Genomic DNA, 19633 nt, shown 5'->3' on the forward strand with positions numbered 1-19633 from the left:
CAATCAGCCGAAGCCGGGCAACAACCGGATCAGCAGGTCGATCAGCCAGATGCCCGCGAACGGGGCGAGGACGCCGCCGACGCCGAACAGCAGCAGGTTCCGGCGCAGCAGCGCGGCCGCGCCGGACGGCCGGTAGCGCACTCCGCGCAGCGCCAGCGGGATCAGCGCCACGATGACCAGCGCGTTGAAGATCACCGCGGACAGGATCGCGGAGTCCGGCGTCGCCAGCTGCATCACGTTCAACCGCCCCAGCTGCGGGTGGATCGCGACGAACAGCGCGGACAGGATCGCGAAGTACTTCGCCAGATCGTTGGCGATGCTGAACGTCGTCAACGCCCCGCGCGTGATCAGCAGCTGCTTGCCGATCCGCACCACCTCGATCAGCTTCGTCGGGTCGGAATCCAGGTCGACCATGTTCCCGGCCTCCTTGGCCGCGGCCGTCCCGCTGTGCATCGCCACCCCGACATCGGCCTGCGCGAGCGCGGGCGCGTCGTTGGTGCCGTCCCCGGTCATCGCGACCAGCCGCCCGCCGCGTTGCTCGCGGCGGATGAACTCCAGCTTGTCCTCCGGTTTCGCCTCGGCCAGGTGGTCGTCCACCCCGGCTTCGGCGGCGATGGCCGCTGCGGTGAGCGCGTTGTCGCCGGTGACCATGACCGTGCGCACGCCCATCGCGCGCAGTTCCGCGAACCGCTCGGCGATGCCCGGCTTGACCACATCGGACAACCGGAGCACGCCGAGCACCCGGGCCCGCCCACCGGCGCGTTCGGCGACCGCGAGCGGCGTTCCGCCCTGCCGCGAGATCTCCTCCGCGATCGTGTCCACTTCGGACGATTCGATGCCGGCCCACGCGCACACCGCAGCGACCGCACCCTTGCGGACCTCCCGGCCGTCGAGGTCGATCCCGCTCATCCTGGTCCGCGCGGAGAACGGCACGACGACACCGGCAGGCTCCCCGGCCTCGATCCCGAACCGCTCGCGGCAGAACTCGACGACGCTGGCGCCCTCCGGCGTCGGGTCGGCGAGGCTGCAAAGCCGCGCCGCCGCGGCGAGTTCGGCCGCGGTGACCGCTGCGACCGGCGACAGCTCGGTCGCCTGCCGGTTGCCGAAGGTGATCGTGCCGGTCTTGTCCAGCAGCAACGTGTCCACGTCCCCGGCGGCCTCCACGGCGCGGCCGGACTTGGCCAGCACGTTGCGCCGCACCAGCCGGTCCATGCCCGCGATGCCGATCGCCGAGAGCAGCGCGCCGATCGTGGTCGGGATCAGGCATACCAGCAACGCTGCCAACGTGCTCACCGGCAGCAGCGAACCGGAGTAGGCGGCCATCGGCTGCAACGCCGGCACCGCCAGCAGGAAGATCACCGTGAGCGTGCACAGCAGGATCGTCAGCGCGATCTCGTTCGGCGTCCGCTGCCGCTTCGCGCCTTCGACCAGCGAGATCATCCGGTCCACGAAGGTCTCGCCGGGCGCGGTGCTCACCCGCACCACGATCCGGTCGGACAGCACGGTGGTGCCCGCGGTGACGGCCGAGCGATCACCGCCGGACTCCCGGATCACCGGGGCCGATTCGCCGGTGATCGCCGATTCGTCGACGGTGGCGATCCCGTCGACCACGTCGCCGTCACCGGGGATCTGCTCGCCCGCTTCGACCACGACGCGATCGCCGACGCGGAGTTCGGCGCCGGGCACCCGCTGCTCGCCGTGCTGGGTGAGCAGCCGCGCGACCGCCTCGGATTTGGTGCGGCGCAACGATTCCGCCTGCGCGCGACCACGTCCCTCGGCGACGGCCTCGGCGAGGTTCGCGAACAGCACGGTCAACCACAGCCACACCGCCACCGCGATGTCGAACGCGCTCGGCTCGGCGACGCTCAGCACCGTCACCAGCGCCGAACCCGCCCACACCACGAACATCACGGGATTTTTGAGCTGATGGCGCGGGTCCAGCTTGCGCAGCGCCTCCGGCATCGAACCCCACAGCTGCCGCGGGCCGAACGCCGCGGGAGCACTCCGAACCGGTGCTTCTCCGCGTTCCAGGACGGTCATGACAGCGCCTCCGCGATCGGGCCGAGCGCCAACGCTGGCGCGAACGTCAACGCGCTGACGAGCACGACGGTGCCGCCGAGCAGGCCGGCGAACAGCGGGCCTCCGGTGGGCAGCGTTCCGGCGGTGGGCGGCATCCGCTGCTGCCGCGCGAGCGAACCGGCGAGCATCAGCACCGCCAGCATCGGCACGAGTCGCCCCAGCAGCATCGCCAACGCCAGCGTGGCCTGGAAGAAGTCACCGGTCGCGGTGAGACCGGCGAAGGCGCTGCCGTTGTTGTTCGCCGCCGAGGCGTAGGCGTAGAGGACTTCGGACAGGCCGTGCGGGCCCGGATTCGCCATGGCGTCCGACGTGGACGGAAGTGCGACGGCGGTGCCCGCGCCGAGCAGCACCAGCGCCGGCATCACCAAGGTCGACAGCGCGGCGGCGGTGATCTCGCGGCGGCCGAGCTTCTTGCCCAGGTACTCCGGCGTGCGCCCTACCATCAGCCCGGCGAGGAACACCGCGAGCACGGCCACCACCAGGATCCCGTACAACCCGGCGCCGACACCGCCCGGCGCCACCTCGCCGAGCAGCATGTTCAGCAGCACGACGCCGCCGCCGAGGCCGGTGAAGCTGTCGTGCATCGAGTTCACCGCGCCCGTCGAAGTGCCGGTGGTGGCGACCGCGAACAGCGCCGACAGGTATGGGCCGAAACGGGCTTCCTTGCCCTCCCAGGCACCGCCTGCCGCCAGCGCCGCCTGGCCGTTCGGGTGCGCCTCCGCCCACCACGTGACCGCGAGCGACACCAGCAGCAACACCGCCATCACCGACAACAGCACCCGGCCTTGCCGCCGATCGCCGGCCATCGTGCCGAAAGCACGGGTGAGGCTCACCGGGATGACCAGGATCAGGAAGATCTCCACGAGGTTGGTGGCACCGCTCGGGTTCTCCAGCGGATGCGCGGAGTTCGCGTTGAGCACGCCGCCGCCGTTGGTGCCCAGTTCCTTGATCGCCTCCTGGCTCGCGATCGGGGCGGTCGCGATCACCTGCTCCCGCCCGTCGAGCCCGACAGCGACCAGGGCGGGCGCGAAGGTCATCGCGACGCCCAGCGCCACCAGCAGCACCGCCGCCACAGCCGCGATCGGCAGCAACACCCGCACGACACCCCGGATCAGGTCGACCCAGAAGTTGCCGATGCGGTCGGTACCGGAGCGGGTGAAACCGCGAACCAGCGCGACCGCGACGGCCATCCCGACCGCTGCGGAGAGGAAGTTCTGCACCGTCAACCCCCCCATCTGCACCGCGTGCCCGATGACCTGCTCCGGCACGTAGGACTGCCAGTTCGTGTTCGTCGCGAAGCTGACGGCGGTGTTGAACGCCATCGCCGGTTGCACGGAGCCGCGCCCGAAGTTCAGCGGCAGCAGCGGTTGCAGCCGTTGCATCAGGTACAGCAGCACGATCGACGCGAACGAAAGACCGAGAACTCCGGCCGCGTACGTCGTCCACCGCTGCCCGGAATCGCCGTCGATCCGCAGCAGCCGGTAAAACGCCCGTTCCACCCGCCAGTGCCCGCGATCGGTGTAGACGCGGGCCAGGTAGTCGCCGAACGGACGATGCACCGCGACCAGCGCCAGCACCAGCAGCACGAGCTGGGCGAACCCGGCGGTCGGCATCAGAACCTCCCCGGCCGGATCAACGCGACCAACAAGTAGGCGACGAGCAGCAACGCGAGCACTCCGCCCGCGACGTTGGCCGCGATCACAACCGCTCCAAACCGCGCAGGATCAGCGCCAGCACGAGGAATCCGCCGATCAACAACGATGCGAAGGCCAGATCCGCCACCGCGAGGCTCCTTCGGCTCCGGGCGCCCCGGTGGCGCCCGCCGTCTTCCACCCAAGCCCGCCGCGGTCCGGCCGGACAGCTTCATGACGCGGTCTTGACGCCACCTCCGGGCACTTTGACGCGGTGTTGATGCTGCGTTGGGCACGGCGGACATACATCGCGTCACCGGCTCCGGCCCCGATTGTTTCGGGTGTTTTGCCTGGTAAGCGAGTTATATCCGTGGGAGATCTCACGTCGCCTCACCTGGATGTTTGGTTTCCACGATGCAACGATCTCGTTAACTTGGCTAAGTAAACACCTCCGCGAAGGGAGCACAGCGATGTGCGGAATCTCCGGCTGGATCGACTTCCGCCGAGACCTGACCCGGGAACAGCCCGTGATCGACGCGATGTGCGAGACCATGGCCTGCCGCGGGCCGGACGACTCGGGCACCTGGGTCCAACCGCACGCCGCCCTCGGGCACCGCAGGCTCGCGATCATCGACCTGCCCGGCGGGACCCAGCCGATGGAGGTCCAGACCCCCGACGGCAAGGTCGGCATGGTCTACAGCGGCGAGGCGTACAACTTCTCCGAGCTGCGCGGTGAACTCCGCCGCCGCGGGCACCACTTCGACACCGACAGCGACACCGAGGTCGTGCTGCACGGCTACCTGGAGTGGGGCGCCGACGTCGCCGAGAAGCTCAACGGCATGTACGCCTTCGCCATCTGGGACACCCGGACCGAGCAGCTGCTGCTGATCCGCGACCGGATGGGCATCAAGCCGCTGTACTACCAGCCCACCGAGAACGGCGTGCTGTTCGGCTCGGAGCCGAAGGCGATCCTGGCCAACCCCGAGGTCGACAAGGTCGTCGACGCCGACGGGCTGCGCGAGCTGTTCTCCTTCACCAAGTCCCCCGGCAAGGCCGTGTGGCAGGGCATGCACGAGGTCAAGCCCGGCACCATCGTCACCTTCGACCGCAACGGCCTGCGCGAGCACACCTACTGGCAGCTCGACGTCGCCGAGCACACCGACGGGCAGGACGCCAGCGTCGGGCACGTGCGCGAACTGCTCGACGACATCGTCGCCCGCCAGCTCGTCGCCGACGTGCCGCGCTGCGTGCTGCTGTCCGGCGGGCTGGACTCCAGCGCGCTGACCGCGCTGTCCGCGCAACAGCTGCGCGAGCAGGGCGAGACGGTGCGCAGCTTCGCGGTCGACTTCGTCGGCCAGACCGAGAACTTCGTGCCCGACCCGGTGCGCGACACCCCGGACGGGCCGTACGTGCAGGACGTGCACAAGCACGTCGGCTCCGAGCACAAGGACATCGTGCTCGATCCGCAGTCGCTGGCCGACCCGGCGGTGCGCCGCGCCGCAGTGGCCTCCCGGGACCTGCCGATGGGGCTCGGCGACATGGACAACTCGCTGTTCCTACTGTTCAAGAAGATCCGCGAGCACTCCACGGTGGCGCTGTCCGGCGAGTCCGCCGACGAGGTCTTCGGCGGCTACAAGTGGTTCCACGACCCGCAGGTGCAGCAGGCAAACACCTTCCCGTGGCTGGCGTTCGGGATGGCCCGGCACGCCCAGAGCGACGGCAACGAGGTCCTCAACCCCGGCATCGCGCAGCGGCTGGACATCCCCGGCTACATCCAGTCCGAGTACGACCAGGCCGTGGCGGCCATGCCGCGCAAGGAGACCGACAGCCCGTTCGAGGCCAAGATGCGGGAGATCTGCTACCTGCACCTGACCCGGATGGTGCGCAGCCTGCTGGACCGCAAGGACCGGCTGAGCATGGCGGTCGGGCTGGAGGTCCGGGTGCCGTTCTGCGACCACCGGCTGGTGGAGTACGTGTTCAACACGCCCTGGTCGCTGAAGACGTTCGACGACCGGGAGAAGAGCCTGCTGCGGCACGCCACCTCCGACGTGCTGCCGAAGTCGGTGGTGGACCGGGTGAAGAGCCCGTATCCGTCCACTCAGGACCCGAAGTACGCGGGTGAGCTGCAGAAGCAGGTCGCCGACCTGCTCTCGACCGGGGACCGGTCGCTGGAGCTGATGAACGAGCAGTGGGCGCGGTCCGCGGTCCGGCTCGATCCGTCCGAAGTGGACACCAACACGCGGAACATGTTCGAGCGGATCCTCGACGTGTCCCAGTGGTTCGACCTGCACAACCCGACCATCAAGGTCTGAGCGAAGCCCGAGTGAGCGGACCGTTCGCCCGGCAAGATTGGTCGAACGGTCCGCTCACTTCGCGCACATCCGCGCGCGGAACTCCCCGACACTCCCGAGTCGCCACTCGATCAGCGGAACTGCTCTCGGAGTGAACGGCCTGTTGGTCCCAATAGATTGGGCAAACGGTCCGTTCACTCATGGAGGAACAGCGTGCTCAGCTCAGCGGGATGAGCAGGCGGAAAGTGCTGCCGCCGGAGGGGTTCGCGGCGAGTTCGACGCGGCCGTTGTGCGCCTCGGCGATCGCGGCGGTGATCGCCAGGCCGAGGCCGGTGCCGCCCTCGGAACGCTCCCGGCCGTCGTCGACCCGGTAGAACCGGTCGAAGATGCGGCGGGCGTGCTCCGGCGCGATGCCCGGGCCGCGGTCGCTGATCGAGACCACGCCCATCGCCGTGGCCGGCTCGACCGGCGCCCCCGCACCGACCGCGTCCGAGTCGTCCACCGCACCGTGCTCGACCTCGATCCGCACCGGCGTGCCGGGCGTGGTGTGCACCAGCGCGTTCGTCGTGAGGTTCGTCAGCACCTGGCGCAGCCGGTGCCCGTCGCCGAGCACCCGCACCGGGCGCTCCGGCACGACCAGCTCGATGTCCCGATCGCCGTCGCGGACCCGCGCGTCCCCCGCCACGTCGCGCGCCAACGGCACCAGGTCCACGTCCACCAGGTCGACGGAACGCTCGCGGTCCAGCCGGGCCAGCAGCAGCAGGTCCTCCACCAGATCGCTCATCCGCACGGCCTCGCCTTCGATGCGGGACATCATCATCCGCACCGTCTCCGCGTCCGGGTCCTCGCTGCGCCGGTAGAGCTCGGCGAAACCGCGGATCGAAGTCAGCGGGGTGCGCAGCTCGTGCGAAGCGTCCGCGACGAACCGGCGCAACCGGTGCTCGGACTGCTCCCGCTGCTGCAACGCGGAAGTGAGGCGGCCGAGCATCGTGTTCAGCGCCGCGCCCAGCCGGCCCGTCTCGGTGCCCGGGTCCTGGTCCGGGATGCGCCGGTCCAGCTCGCCGGTGGCGATGGCGTCGGCGGTGTGCTCGATCCGGGTCAGCGGCCGCAGCCCCAGCCGCACCGTCACCAACGCGGCCACCACCAGCACCGCCACCACGACCGCGCCGACGCCCAGCTCGATGAACATCAGCAGCTGCAACGGGATGCCGACGTTGTCGGTGGTCAGCGCCAGCGCCCGCACGCTCCCGTCCGGCAGCGTCACCGTGCGCACCCGCCAGTTCGCGCCGCCGAGGCTGTCCGGCACGGTCGCGAACTCGTGCTCCAGATCGGAGGGGTGGATCACCGGGCGCTTCGGGTCGCTCGCGGAAGGCCCGTCGATGCGCACCAGCCTGCCGTCCGCGTCGAACAGCAACACCCGGAAGTCCGTGGGCAACCAGTCCGGCTTGTCGTGCGGATCGCGCTGCCCCGGTGGCGGCCCCGGCGGCGGGCGGCCGTGCTCCCACGGGCGGGACATCTCCCGCAGCCGGTCGTCGAGCCGGTCCATCAGGGACTTCTTGAGCATCACCTGGTTGGCGAACCCCATGGCCAGCAGGCCCGCCACGGTCGCGCCGATCAGCACCAGCAGCAGCCGGCCGCGCAGCGTCCGCGGCAGCAAGCGCTTCAGCATCGTTCCTCCGGCGGGATCCGGAGCACGTAGCCGACGCCGCGGATGGTGTGGATCAGCGCGGGCTGCACGAAATCGACCTTGCGGCGCAGGTAGCTGATGTAGGACTCGACGATCCGGCTGTCCCCGCCGAACTCGTAGTTCCACACCCGGTCCAGGATCTGGGTCTTGCTGACCACCTTCTCCGCGTTGATCAGCAGGTAGCGCAGCAGCTTGAACTCGGTCGGCGAGAGGTTCACCAGCTTGTCCGACCGGCGCACCTCGTAGGTCTCCTCGTCCAGCTCCAGGTCGTGGTAGTGCAGCCGCGAATCGGGCTCGGCGAGCTGCGCGGGCTGGGCGCGGCGCAGAATCGCGCGCAGCCGCAGCACCACCTCGTCGAGGCTGAACGGTTTCGTCACGTAGTCGTCGCCGCCCGCGGTGAGCCCGGCGATGCGGTCCTCCACCGAGTCGCGCGCGGTCAGGAACAGCACCGGCACGGCATCGCCGCCGGTGCGGAGCCTGCGGGCCACCGCGAAGCCGTCCTGGTCCGGCAGCATCACGTCCAGCACCACGATGTGCGGGCGGAAATCGCTCGCTGCGCTGAGCGCCTCGGCGCCGCTTGCCGCGCCCTGCACCTCGAAGCCGCTCAGCCGGAGGGCGGCGGTGAGCAGTTCCAGGATGTTGGGTTCGTCGTCGACGACCAGCACGCGCGCCGAGGGCGTCTTTCCATCTTCCACTTGGCCAGGGTCTCTCACTCGTCTGAGCAGTCGCTGAACGGACGCTGGGAACCCGCCGGACGCCGCCGCGAGCACGCGCGTTCTCCCGGAGTGAACGGACCCGTTCACCAATCCAGCCGGACCAACAGGCCGTTCACTCCGGGATGCGTTGCGCTGATCGGATGGCGTGCGGGCGTGTCGGCGCGCCTCTCGTAGCGCGCGTGAAGGTCCCCTTTGCCCGGTGCACGGGAGTCGGGCGGAGGAGACCCGCACTTCGGCGGGGTTAGGAGCGGCAGTCGTAGAGCTGGGTGGAGTTGCTGCCCATCTCGTCGGACTCGGTGGTGGCGCCGTAGGTCGCCGGGGGTACCTCGGTGCAGTTCTGCTGCACCCATTGCTGGCGTTCGGTGCGCTTTTCGCCGCCGGGGCCTTGGGAGCGCTGCGCGCCGGGGCCATTCTGATCAGAGGCGCCCTGACTGTGACCGCCCTGACTGTGACCGCCCTGACCGGGCGGGCCCTGCTTGCCCGAACCGCCGGGGCCGCCGGGGCCGCCACCGGGGCCGCCGCCGAGCTGGACGAAGCCGAGCTGGCCGGTGCTCTTCCACTCCGTGAGCTGCTGCACCGACGGGGCGTCGTCGCTGCCCATGAACCCGCCCATGCCGACAGCGGGCAGCTCGCTGTTGATCAGGTAGGAGGCGGCGCCGTGCGAACCGCCCTCGACCGCCAGCGGAACCTCCCGGTCACCGGCGTTGCCGGAGACGTAGGCGAGCAGCGACTTCTGCTCCGCGCTGAGCGATTCCTCGCCGCCGGGGCCGCCGGACATCCCGCCGCGCCGCCCGGGACCGTCGCCGCCGCCCTGCTTGCCGTCCTGGCCTTGCCGACCCGAACCGGGCTGGCCCGACCCCGGCTGGCCCGAACCGGACTGCCCCGGATCAGCCTGCCCCGGTCCGGACATCCCGGGCGGACCGCCCCCACCGGGCCCCATGCCGCTGGACGGCCCGGCCATCGGATTGGCCCCGCCCATGCCGCTCTCCCCCGAGGCCGCGGCCGCCACCGACCACACGCTCGGCACCACGAGCGCCGCGGCCAGCGACAACGTCAACGCGACCTTGCCGAGCGCGGCCCGGCTCCGCCCGAGCAGCAACGCCGCCAACGCGAGCACGCCGAAACCGATCGCCAGGTACGCGGCCCAGACGTTCCACTCCGGATCGCGGTGAACGAGCACCACCGCCCAAACGACCGTGAGCAGCACGCCGACCGGCAGCAGCAGCCAGGTTTTCCCTTGCGGCGCCCGGTAAGCGCGCCATGCTGCGACGATCCCCGCGCCCGCGACCGCACCGATCGCCGGAGCCAGCATCGTCGTGTAATAGGGATGCATCGTGCCCTGGGCGAAGCTGAACATGAACCAGATCAGCACCAGCCAGCCACCCCACAGCAACCAACCCGCCGCGCGCTTGCGGTCGAACGGCTCACCCGCCCGCCGCCGCAGCACGGCACCGACCACGACGGCGATCAGCACCAGCGCGCACAGCGGCATCAGCCAGCTGATCTGTCCCGCGAGCTTTTCGTTGGCGAAGCGCAGGATTCCGGCCTCGCCGGAGAAGCCGCCACCGGGCCCACCGCCCGGACCGCCGCCACCGCCGCCGTTGCCCTCGCCGCCGAGGATTCGGCCGAATCCGTTGTAGCCGAGGATGAGGTCCAGTGCGGAGCCGTCTTCGCTGCCGCCGATGTAGGGCTTGGGGTCGGGCCACAGCATGGTTGCCGCGACCCACCAGAACGACGACACCAGCACGGTCGCTGCTGCGATGGCCAAATCGGCGATGCGTCGTGTCCACGAGGTCTCGCGGCCCACGAGGTAGACCGCGATGAACACTGGCAGCACCATCCAGGCCTGCAGCATTTTGGTGAGGAAGCCGCAGCCGATCAGCGCGGCCGAGGCTGCCAGCCACCAGCTGGCCCGCGAGGCACGCTCCGCTGACAAGGCCCTGGTCAGTGCGTAGGCCGCGGCGACGACCAGTAGCACCAGCAGGGTGTCCGGGTTGTTGTCCTGGTTGATCGCCACGGTGATCGGGGTGAGCGCCATGACCAGCGCCGCCAGCAGCGCCGCGTGCTCACCCGCCCATCGCCGCACGGTGCGGTGCAGCAGGAACACGGCCGCGACTCCGGCCAGCACTTGCGGCAGCAGCATCGCGACTTTGTTGTAGCCGAGCAGCAGCACCGAGATCACTTGAACCCACAGCGCCATCGGCGGTTTGTCCACTGTGACCACTCCGACCGGGTCGAAGGAGCCGAAGAAGAAGTTCTCGAAGCTCTGCGACATCGATTTGACGGCCGCGGAGTAGTAGCTGTTGCCCCAGGAATCGCCGATTCCCCACGCGTAGAGGGCGCCGGCGAGCAGGCAGATCGCCGCCAGTGCCGCCGGTTGCCACCGGCTGCGGTGTGCGGCGTCGGCCGCGCCCGCGGTGGGCGCGCCGAGTACGGCCGTGGTGGTCATGCTGTTTCCTTTTCGCTCATCGAGGCGGTCTCCGCCCCGTTTCCAGCAGCGGGGTTTCCGGCGGGGTTGTCGGCGGCGGGCCGGAACACCCACGAGCGCAGCAGCACGAACCGCAGCGCCGTACCGACCACCGAGGACACGATCAACACGAGAACTTCCAGCCATCGCGAGGAATCCGGCGCCGCCGCGTCCAGCCACAGCAGCGCACCGGAGGTCACGACGTAATACAGGACGAACACGATCAGCCCTTGCAGGTGCACGCGGCCGGAGGCGGCGGCGCGCCCGACGAAGGTGAACCGGCGATTCGCCTCGGTGTTCCACAGCGTCGTCACGGTCAGCGCCACCAGGTTCGCCAGCAGCGGTGGCCACCAGCTGCGCAGCAGCGCGTACAGCACCGAGGTGACCACAGTGGACACGATGCCGATCAGCCCGAACGAGAACAGCTGCCACAGCAACCCGTTCTCCCGCTCGGCCAGCACCGCCTGCGGATGCTCGGCGCGCGGCTCGGGCCTGCGCGGCAGCCCGGTCACCGTCGCGGCACCGGTCACCTTCGCGCGGGCGACCCGCAGCAGCCCGGCGAGGTCGTCGGTGGCGGTCTTGGTGACGTTGACGCGGGTGTCGACGTCCTCCACCCAGTCCACCGGCACCTCGTGCACCCGCAGACCGTTGTGCTCGGCCAGCAGCAACAACTCCGTGTCGAAGAACCACGCATCGTCGTGCACCTGGGCCAGCAGCGGACGCACCACATCGGTGCGGGCGGCCTTGAAGCCGCACTGCGCGTCGGAGAACCGCGCGCCGTGCGTCCAGTGGATCACCTTGTTGTACGCGCGGGAGATCATTTCCCGCTTGGTCCCGCGCACGGTCCGCGAACCCGGCGCCAGCCGCGACCCGACCGCCAGGTCCGAATGACCGTTGACCAGCGGCGCCACCAGCGGCAACAGCGCGTCCAGCCCGGTCGAGAGGTCCACGTCCATGTAGACCACCACGTCCGCGTCGCTGTAGCCCCAAGCGGTGCGCAACGCCAAACCACGGCCCTTGCGGTCCAAATGCAGCACTCGCACGTTCGGGATCGTCTCGGCGAGTTCGTTCGCCACCCGCAGCGTGCCGTCCGTGCTCGCGTTGTCCACGACCGTGATCGACCAATCGAACGGGAAATCCCGCCTCAAGTGCTCCCCCAGCACCTGCAAGCAGCCGGGCAGGGACCGCTCCTCGTTGTAGACCGGTATCACCAGGTCGACCGTGGCCGTCGCGCGCGGCGCAGTGCCCCGCCGCGCGGTCTCGACACTTCCATGCGGCATCACGTTCATTCCTCTCCCGCTCGTAGCTCGCGGCCGGCACCGATGGCGACCCGTGCTCCATGAAGCACGGCCGGGTTGTCCAGGACCTCGGAACGAAATGGGAGTTGGCTGGGAATCGGCGGGCCGCCGCGGGCACGCGCCCCGCGGCACCGCTGCGCACCGGGGCGGCCGGGCGCTGGATCGATCGCGGGATTCCCACCGGGTTCCCAGCCGGTTCCCAGCTTCGCGCGGCACCGTCGGGCCGCAACGGCGAGCGGAGGAGAAGTGTTGAGCAATCCGGAACGGTCTCGCGCAGCCCGGCTCGTGCTGGGCGAGGTCACCGATCCGCCCTGGGCACGGCCCGCGTTGATCGGAGTGCTCGCGCTGGCCGCGGTGCTCGGCACGTGGGCGCTGTCGATCAACGAGTGGGCGAACACCTACTACTCGGCGACCGTGCTGGGCATGACCCAGAGCTGGAAGGCGTTCTTCTTCGGCGCGGTGGACGCGGGCTCGTTCATCACGGTGGACAAGCCGCCGCTGGCGCTGTGGGTGCAGGCGCTGTCGGCCCGGATGTTCGGGTTCAACACGTGGAGCCTGCTGGTGCCGCAGGCCATCGCCTCGGTGCTGACGGTGTGGGTCGTGCACCACGTGGTGCGGCGCGCGTTCGGCCACGTGGCGGGGCTGCTGGCGGCGCTGGTGCTGGCGGTGACTCCGATCGCGGTGGTCATGGCGCGGCACAACAACCCGGACGCGCTGCTGGTGCTGCTGGGCGCGCTGGCGCTGTGGGCGGCGTCCAACGCGATCCGCTCCGGAAGGCTGCTGCCGCTGGTGTGGTGCGCCGTCGCGGTCGGGCTCGCGTTCAACGTGAAGATGCTGCAGGCGTACTTCGTGCTTCCGGTGATCGCGGTGGTGTACCTGGTGGCCGGGAAACCGCGCTGGACGCGGAAGTTGCGGGATCTCGGTGTGGCCACGGCCGTGCTGGCGGTGGTGAGCGCGTCCTGGATGGTCGCCGTGGACGCGACGCCCGCCGATGCGCGGCCGTACGTCGGCGGCAGCACCGACAACACCGTGCGTGAGCTGCTGCTCGGCTACAACGGCCTCGGCCGCGTCTTCGGGCAGGAGCACATCGCTTCGCCCGGGATGATGGGCGGTGGGCCGGGTGGTCCCGGCGGACCCGGTGGGATGCCTGGGCAGATGCCGCCCGGCGGACCGGGCGGGCCCGGTGGCGGTAGTCCCGGTGGTCCCGGTGGCGGGCCTGGTGGCGGCGGTCCCGGCTCGGACGAAGGCAGCTTGACCAGGCTCGTCAGCGGCCAGGTCGCCGGGCAGATCGCCTGGCTGTTCCCGCTTGCCGCGTTCGGCACCGTCGCGACGCTGGTCTACCTGCGCGGGCGCCCGCGCAAGGACGCGCAGCGCGCGGATTTCCTGCTCTGGGCCGGAACTCTGCTGGTGACGGCCGCGGTGTTCAGCTTCGCCTCCGGCATCTGGCACCCGTACTACACCGTGGCGCTGGCGCCTCCGCTGGCAGCCGTAGTCGGCATGGGCGTGGTGAGCATGGCCCGGTTGTACCGCGTCTCGTCCTGGTGGGGCGCGCTGTTCCCGTTGTCGGTCGGCTGCACCGGGGTGTGGTGCGGGTATTTGCTCTCCGGCTCCGATTTCCTGCCGTGGCTGCCGCCGGTGGTCGCGGTGCTCACGGCGGTGTCGGTCGGCGTGCTCGGGCTGATGCTGACGTTCACGCGCCAGCGGCGGATGCGCAGGGCGAAACTGCTGGTCGCGGCAGGAACGGCGGGTCTGGTGGCGATGCTGTCCGGGCCGATGTCCTACGCGCTGACTCCGCTGAGCGAACCGGTGCAGTCGACCTTCCCCAGCGCGGGACCGTCCGGCGGCGGTCCGAGTGGTCCGGGCGGTCCGGGACGAGGCCGCGGCCCGATGTCGGACGGTTCGCAGGCCCGGCGGGCGCAGAACCCTCCCGGACAGCACGGCCCGAGCGCGCCGAACTCCCCCAGCCTGGACGGCGGATCGCCGAATGCCCAATCACCGGGCCAGAAATCCCGCCGTGGCGGCCCGGGCGGCAGCAGCGAACTACCCGACTCCGCGGTGCGCTACCTGACCGCCCGGCACCACGGCGAAACCTGGCTCGTGGCCACCGTCGGCGCCATGGTGGCCGCACCGGTCATCCTGCGAACCGGCGAGCCGGTGATGGCCGTCGGCGGCTACAACGGCAACGACCCGGCGCCCACAGTGGACGAACTCCGGCGATACGTCCGCGACGGCGAACTTCGCTTCGTGTGGACCGACGGGACATCCGGCGTCCGCAGCATGGGCGGCGAGGTCGACACCCGGGTAGTCGACGAGTCGATGGGCTGGGTCGCCGCGCACTGCACCGCCGTGGCTCCCGCCGAATACGGCGGAACGGAGCCGGTTCCGACGGGCGAAACGCGGCTCTACGACTGCGCGAAGCCGCGCTGATGAACCGCCGGAGCATCCTGCGGATCACCGCCGCACTGCTGCTGGTGCTGTCCGCGACCGGATCCGCCGCACCCCGGGAACCCGTTGCGGCGCAACAACTTCCGGTTTTCCCGGCGGAAACTCCGCCGATGGGCTGGAACAGCTGGAACACCTTCGGCTGCGACATCGACGAGGCCAAGGTCCGGCGCGCCGCCGACGCCCTGGTGCGCTCGGGGATGCGCGACGCCGGCTACCGGAACGTGGTCGTGGACGACTGCTGGTACGAACCGCAGCGCGACACGGCCGGGAACCTGCGCGCCGACCGCGCACGCTTCCCGAGCGGAATGGCCGCCCTCGGCGACTACCTGCACTCCCGGGGCCTGCGATTCGGCCTCTACATGTCGCCGAACGTGCGCACCTGCGCGCAATTCACCGGCGCCTACCCGGGAAGCACCGGCAGCGGCGACCGCGAGCTCGGCGACGCCCGGACCTTCGCCGCCTGGGGCGTGGACTACCTGAAGTACGACTGGTGCCACGGCGCAGGTTCCACCCGCACCGCCCGCGCCGCGTTCACCACGATGCGCGACGCGCTGGCCGCCACCGGCAGGCCGATCACCTACAGCATCAACCCGAACAGCAATTTTCCCGGCGTACCGGGAGAAACCGAGAGCTGGCGCGGCGTCGCGCACCTGGCGCGCAGCACCGAGGACATCCAGCCGGTCTGGGACACCGGGCACACCAACAAACATCCGATGGGCGTGCGCAACATCATCGAAGTCCTCAGTGGACTCTCCGACCGGCCCGCGCCCGGCTACTGGAACGACCCGGACATGCTCGAAGTCGGCGTGCACGACGTGAACGGCCACCCCGGCCTGAACCACGAAGAAGCGCGCACGCACCTGAGCATGTGGGCGATGTTCGCCGCCCCGCTCATCGCGGGCAACGACCCGAGCCGGATGAGCCCGGCCGACCACGACCTGCTCACCAACCCGGAAGTCCTGGCCGTCGACCAGGACCCGCTCGGCCACGCCGCACACCGCGTCACCGGCGGCGACCACCAGGTCTGGACGCGCCCACTGCAACAGGGCACCGCCGTCGCCCTCTACAACCGCAGCGACCAACCCGCCCGAATCAGCACCACGCCGGCCGAACTCCGCCTGCCACCGGGCGATCACGGCATCCGCAACCTGTGGACCGGCCACCACTACCGCACCACCGACCCGATCTCCGCCGACGTCCCCGCGCACGGCACGGTCCTGCTGCGGATCGACTCCGCCCGGCGGTAACTACCGGCTCAGTAGTGCGCGTTGCGGGGTGTCGGCTGGCAGGACGGGCAGGTGTAGGAGGAGCGGTTCATGAACGAGTCGCGGCGCACGATCGCGCCGCAGCGCGGGCACGGGTGTCCGGCCTGGCCGTACACCGCCAGCGAACGGTCGAAGTAGCCGGACTCGCCGTTGACGTTGACGTACAGATCGTCGAACGAGGTGCCGCCCGCCCGCAGCGCATCGGCCATCACCTCGGTCACCGCTTCCAGCAGCCGCCGCACCGCGGGCCGCGTCAACGTTTCGGTCGGACGCGCCCAGTGCATCTTGGCCCGCCACAACGCCTCATCGGCGTAGATGTTGCCGATGCCGGAGACCAGCGACTGGTCCAGCAGCGCCCGCTTCACACCGGTGCGCCGCGACCGCATCTTCGCCACGACCGCTTCGGAATCGAAAACCTTCTCCAGCGGATCCGGCGCGATGTGCGCCACCGGCGTCGGCAGCGCCACGCCGCCCACGTCGACCAGGTCGGCCAAGCTCAACCCGCCGAACGTGCGCTGATCCACGAACCGCAGCTCCGGGCCGCCGTCGGTGAACCGGAACCGCACCCGCAGATGCTTCTCGTCCGCGGCGCCCTGCGGCTGCACCAGCAGTTGGCCGCTCATGCCCAGATGGGTCAACAACGCCTCGCCGGGCACCGCACCGTCTGCGGTGCCGACGAACTCGGTCGACTGGGTGCGCCCGGCCAGATCGTCCTGCGCGGGCAGGTCGTCGCCGAGCTCCAGCCACAGGTACTTGCCGCGGCGCTGCGCCGACCACACCGTGCGACCGGCCAGCCGCCCCGCAAAATCTTGCGGACCGGGCACGTGCCTGCGCACCGCACGCTGGTGCAGGACTTCCACAGTGGACAACGTGCGGCCCGCGACGTGTTCGGCCACGCCGCGCCGGACGACCTCGACCTCGGGCAATTCGGGCAACGCGCGCACCTCTCCACCGCAATCGGCCCCGCGGGGCCGCGAGCCGGGCGAGCGCCCGGCCGGATCACCGCGACGAGTCCCCGCTGGCGGCCTGGTCCTGCTCAGCGCCCGCGTCGTGGTCCTGCCCGGCGGGCGCATCGGACTCGGCAGGCGCATCCTGCCCGGCGGGCGCGGTCTGCTCGTCGGACCGCTCGGAGAGCCAGCGCCAAGCCGCCTGGGCGGCCTTCTGCTCGGCTTCCTTCTTCGTGCGCCCGTCACCCTCACCGAGGGTGTCGCCCGCGACGGAGACGAAGGCGTTGAACTCCTTGCGGTGGTCCGGCCCGTGCTCCTCGACCCGGTACTCCGGCACGCCGCGCCCGGTGGCGGCGGTGAGCTCCTGCAGGCTGGTCTTCCAATCCAGCCCGGCACCGCGCTGCGGCGCCTCGTTCAGCAGCGGCTCGAACAGCTTGTAGATCATCCCGCGCGCCACGTCGATGCCGTGCTGCAGGTACACCGCGCCGAGCACGGCCTCCAAGCCGTCGGCGAGGATGCTCGCCTTGTCCCGGCCGCCGGTGAGCTCCTCACCGCGGCCCAGCAGCAAGTACTCGCCCAGACCGCCATCACCGAGCCCGCGGGCCACGCCTGCCAGCGCGTTCATGTTCACCAGGCTCGCGCGCAGCTTCGCCAGCTGGCCCTCCGGCAGGTCCGGATGCTCCCGGTACAGCCGGTCGGTGATGACCAGCCCGAGCACCGCGTCGCCGAGGAACTCCAGCCGCTCGTTCGGCGGCAGCCCACCGTTCTCGTAGGCGTAGGAGCGGTGCGTCAGGGCAAGCGTGAGCAGCTCGGCGTCGAGCTCGACGCCGAGCGCTGCCAACAACGGGGTCCGGTCCGCGTCCGCGACGCGGTTCCGGGATTGCTTTCCCCCCACTCCGCGACCCGCGGCGTCAGGCGGGCGCGACGACCTGGCGGCCGCCGTACTGTCCGCAGGACGGGCAGACCACGTGCGGCAGCTTCTGCTCCCGGCAGGACCGGTTGGAGCACTGCACCAGGTTCGGAGCGGAAGCCTTCCACTGCGACCGGCGGTGCCGGGTGTTGGAGCGGGACATCTTGCGCTTGGGGACGGCCACGACTAGTTCTCCTCTTCGATTCCGCCGAACCGCTCACGCAGCGCGGCCCAGCGAGGGTCAATCGTCTCATGGGTGTGATCGGAGTCGAGCTCGGCCCACTTGGCCCCGCACCCGGCGCACAACCCCTGGCAGTCTTCCGCGCAGACCGGGGAGCTGGGCATCGCCAGCAGCATCGCGTCGCGCACCGCGGGCTGCAGGTCGATGAGCTCGTCCTGCACCCGGCTGACCTCGTCCTCGTCGGTCGTGCTGTCGGTGGTGCTGTCCGGGTAGGCGTACAGCTCGCGCAGCTCGATCTCGATCTCGTCGGCGACCGGGTCCAGGCAGCGCGCGCACTCACCGGCCAGCTCGGCGGACGCGGTGCCGGAGACCAGCACGCCCTCCACCACCGACTCGGCCAGCAGGTCCAGCCGGACCGGCTCCCCCTCGGCCACCCCGATCAGATCCAGGCCGAACCCGGCAGGTACCGGTGCACTGCGGGTGTACTGGCGGCTGCTGCCCGCGCGGTGCCCGATCTCGCGGGTGTCGAGCACCCACGGACCGACCTGGGCGGTGCGTGCGGCATCACGGTTCTCGGACATCACTGAATCTCGTTGCGGCGAAGGGTCCCAGCTGGTGCTGGGTTCCGGCGGTGTGCTGGCCTGGTGCGGACGTCCCGGGCACCGGCGAGCGCCGGTGGTGCGGGAATCCCGATCGGAACCGGACTCCGCGACTCCCGGAGCTCGGACGCGGATATCTGGAACGCGGACGCCTGCGACCCGGGCGGTCCGTGCCTCGGATCTCCGGAAGCAGGGCATCCGGAAACCGAGATATCCAGAAACCGGGACATCCGGAAACCGGAGCATCCGGAACCCGGACCCCGGACAACGGGCGAATCCCGCACGGCCAGTAGATCCAGCCTACGCCACCGCCGCGACCACCTGGAATCGCCCCACCCGCGCGGTCAGCTCTCGGGGTCCTGCCCGTTGGTCGCGACGGCCGAGCGGGCGTCCTCGTAGTCGAACGGCACGCCAACCGGGCTGCGCAGCTGCTGGCGTCCGCGCCCGACCGTGCGCAGCGTGCGGCTGAGCAGGTCCTCGAAGTCGGCCAGCCGGGAGTCCACGTAGGCATCGCAGTCGCTGCGCAGCCGCTCGGCGTCCTCGTTGGCGCTTTCCACGATGCGGTGCGCCTCGCTGTGCGCGGCCTGGGCGACCTCGGTGTCGGCGACCAGCCGGGACTGCTCGGTGCGGCCCTCGTGCACGGACTGCTCGTAGGCGGCCCGCCCGGCCTGCACCATCCGGTCGGCCTCGGACTGGGCGCGGCTGACGTGGTCCTCGTACTCGCGGCGGCCGGCGGTCACCGACTCCTCGGCCTCCGCGCGCGCGTCGGCGATCATCTGGTCGGCCCGGTCGCGGGCGTCGGAGAGGATCTGCTCCGCCTCGGAGCGCGCCGAGGACAGCGTGCGGTCGGCCTCCGTGCGGGCGTCGCCGATCGCCTTGCCGGACTGCGCCTCGGCCTTGGACACCACGTCGTCGCGGTGGTCCAGCACGTCCTGCGCGTCGTCGAACTCCTGCGGCAGCGCGTCGCGCACGTCGTCGAGCAGTTCCAGCACGTCGCCGCGGGGCACCACGCAGCCCGACGTCATCGGAACGCCGCGCGCCTCCTCGACGATCGTCACGAGCTCGTCGAGCGCCTCGAAAACCCGGTACACCTCGATCTCCCTGCCGTCGTAGCCGT

At 70.7% G+C, this 19633-nt stretch carries 15 protein-coding genes; 3 read left to right on the plus strand and 12 right to left on the minus strand.

The window, feature by feature from the left end:
• Positions 1–3: 3 nt before the first annotated feature.
• From kdpB to kdpF, 3 genes are read right to left on the minus strand one after another with little or no spacing between them, the layout of a single operon-like run.
• Positions 4–2040, minus strand: a complete 2037-nt coding sequence (gene kdpB / locus V1457_RS01490; RefSeq protein ID WP_338599407.1) for a potassium-transporting ATPase subunit KdpB — start codon at positions 2038–2040, stop codon at positions 4–6.
• Entirely contained in the window at positions 2037–3692 is a 1656-nt protein-coding gene (kdpA, locus tag V1457_RS01495) for a potassium-transporting ATPase subunit KdpA (RefSeq protein WP_338599410.1), read from the minus strand. Before kdpA ends, kdpB begins: the two co-directional genes overlap by 4 nt.
• Positions 3692–3781, minus strand: coding sequence for a K(+)-transporting ATPase subunit F (gene kdpF / locus V1457_RS01500; RefSeq protein WP_295149648.1), 90 nt, complete (start codon positions 3779–3781; stop codon positions 3692–3694). Before kdpF ends, kdpA begins: the two co-directional genes overlap by 1 nt.
• A gap of 399 nt (positions 3782–4180) precedes the next feature.
• Between kdpF and asnB the strand changes: the two genes are divergently transcribed.
• Positions 4181–6022 carry an asparagine synthase (glutamine-hydrolyzing) gene (gene asnB / locus V1457_RS01505; RefSeq protein ID WP_295149645.1) on the plus strand — a complete coding sequence of 614 codons (1842 nt, stop codon included), beginning with the start codon at positions 4181–4183 and terminating at the stop codon, positions 6020–6022.
• Between the two features lie 196 nt (positions 6023–6218).
• Here the strand turns inward: asnB and V1457_RS01510 are convergent, their stop codons facing one another.
• The 4 genes from V1457_RS01510 to V1457_RS01525 all read right to left on the minus strand — a co-directional run bounded on the left by V1457_RS01510 (position 6219) and on the right by V1457_RS01525 (position 12151).
• On the minus strand, positions 6219–7670 hold the full coding sequence (locus V1457_RS01510) for a HAMP domain-containing sensor histidine kinase (protein WP_338599416.1): 1452 nt from the start codon (positions 7668–7670) through the stop codon (positions 6219–6221).
• Positions 7664–8383, minus strand: a complete 720-nt coding sequence (locus V1457_RS01515; protein WP_295149641.1) for a response regulator transcription factor — start codon at positions 8381–8383, stop codon at positions 7664–7666. Before V1457_RS01515 ends, V1457_RS01510 begins: the two co-directional genes overlap by 7 nt.
• A gap of 262 nt (positions 8384–8645) precedes the next feature.
• On the minus strand, positions 8646–10853 hold the full coding sequence (locus V1457_RS01520) for a glycosyltransferase family 39 protein (RefSeq protein WP_338599419.1): 2208 nt from the start codon (positions 10851–10853) through the stop codon (positions 8646–8648).
• A complete protein-coding gene (locus V1457_RS01525; protein WP_338599422.1) occupies positions 10850–12151 on the minus strand; it encodes a bifunctional glycosyltransferase family 2/GtrA family protein in 1302 nt (433 codons plus the stop codon). Before V1457_RS01525 ends, V1457_RS01520 begins: the two co-directional genes overlap by 4 nt.
• Before the next feature lie 267 nt (positions 12152–12418).
• Between V1457_RS01525 and V1457_RS01530 the strand changes: the two genes are divergently transcribed.
• The gene (locus V1457_RS01530; protein ID WP_338599425.1) at positions 12419–14596 is read left to right on the plus strand and encodes a glycosyltransferase family 39 protein; all 2178 of its coding nucleotides are present in this window, start codon (positions 12419–12421) and stop codon (positions 14594–14596) included.
• Complete coding sequence (locus tag V1457_RS01535) at positions 14596–15861, plus strand: glycoside hydrolase family 27 protein (RefSeq protein ID WP_338599428.1); 1266 nt, start codon at positions 14596–14598, stop codon at positions 15859–15861. Before V1457_RS01530 ends, V1457_RS01535 begins: the two co-directional genes overlap by 1 nt.
• Positions 15862–15869: 8 nt before the next feature.
• Here V1457_RS01535 and mutM read toward each other — a convergent pair whose 3' ends face one another.
• The 5 genes from mutM to V1457_RS01560 all read right to left on the minus strand — a co-directional run bounded on the left by mutM (position 15870) and on the right by V1457_RS01560 (position 19607).
• On the minus strand, positions 15870–16814 hold the full coding sequence (gene mutM, locus V1457_RS01540) for a bifunctional DNA-formamidopyrimidine glycosylase/DNA-(apurinic or apyrimidinic site) lyase (protein WP_295151120.1): 945 nt from the start codon (positions 16812–16814) through the stop codon (positions 15870–15872).
• Positions 16815–16878: 64 nt separating this feature from the next.
• Positions 16879–17721: a ribonuclease III gene (rnc, locus tag V1457_RS01545; protein ID WP_338599431.1), complete on the minus strand. Its 843-nt coding sequence runs from the start codon at positions 17719–17721 to the stop codon at positions 16879–16881.
• A 16-nt stretch (positions 17722–17737) separates the two neighbouring features.
• Positions 17738–17920, minus strand: coding sequence for a 50S ribosomal protein L32 (gene rpmF / locus V1457_RS01550; RefSeq protein WP_200070203.1), 183 nt, complete (start codon positions 17918–17920; stop codon positions 17738–17740).
• Between the two features lie 2 nt (positions 17921–17922).
• Positions 17923–18498 carry a DUF177 domain-containing protein gene (locus V1457_RS01555; RefSeq protein ID WP_200070204.1) on the minus strand — a complete coding sequence of 192 codons (576 nt, stop codon included), beginning with the start codon at positions 18496–18498 and terminating at the stop codon, positions 17923–17925.
• Positions 18499–18860: 362 nt separating this feature from the next.
• Entirely contained in the window at positions 18861–19607 is a 747-nt protein-coding gene (locus V1457_RS01560; protein ID WP_200070398.1) for a DivIVA domain-containing protein, read from the minus strand.
• Positions 19608–19633 lie beyond the last annotated feature (26 nt).

The sequence above is a fragment of the Saccharopolyspora sp. SCSIO 74807 genome (genome assembly GCF_037023755.1).
GTDB lineage: Bacteria > Actinomycetota > Actinomycetes > Mycobacteriales > Pseudonocardiaceae > Saccharopolyspora_C > Saccharopolyspora_C galaxeae.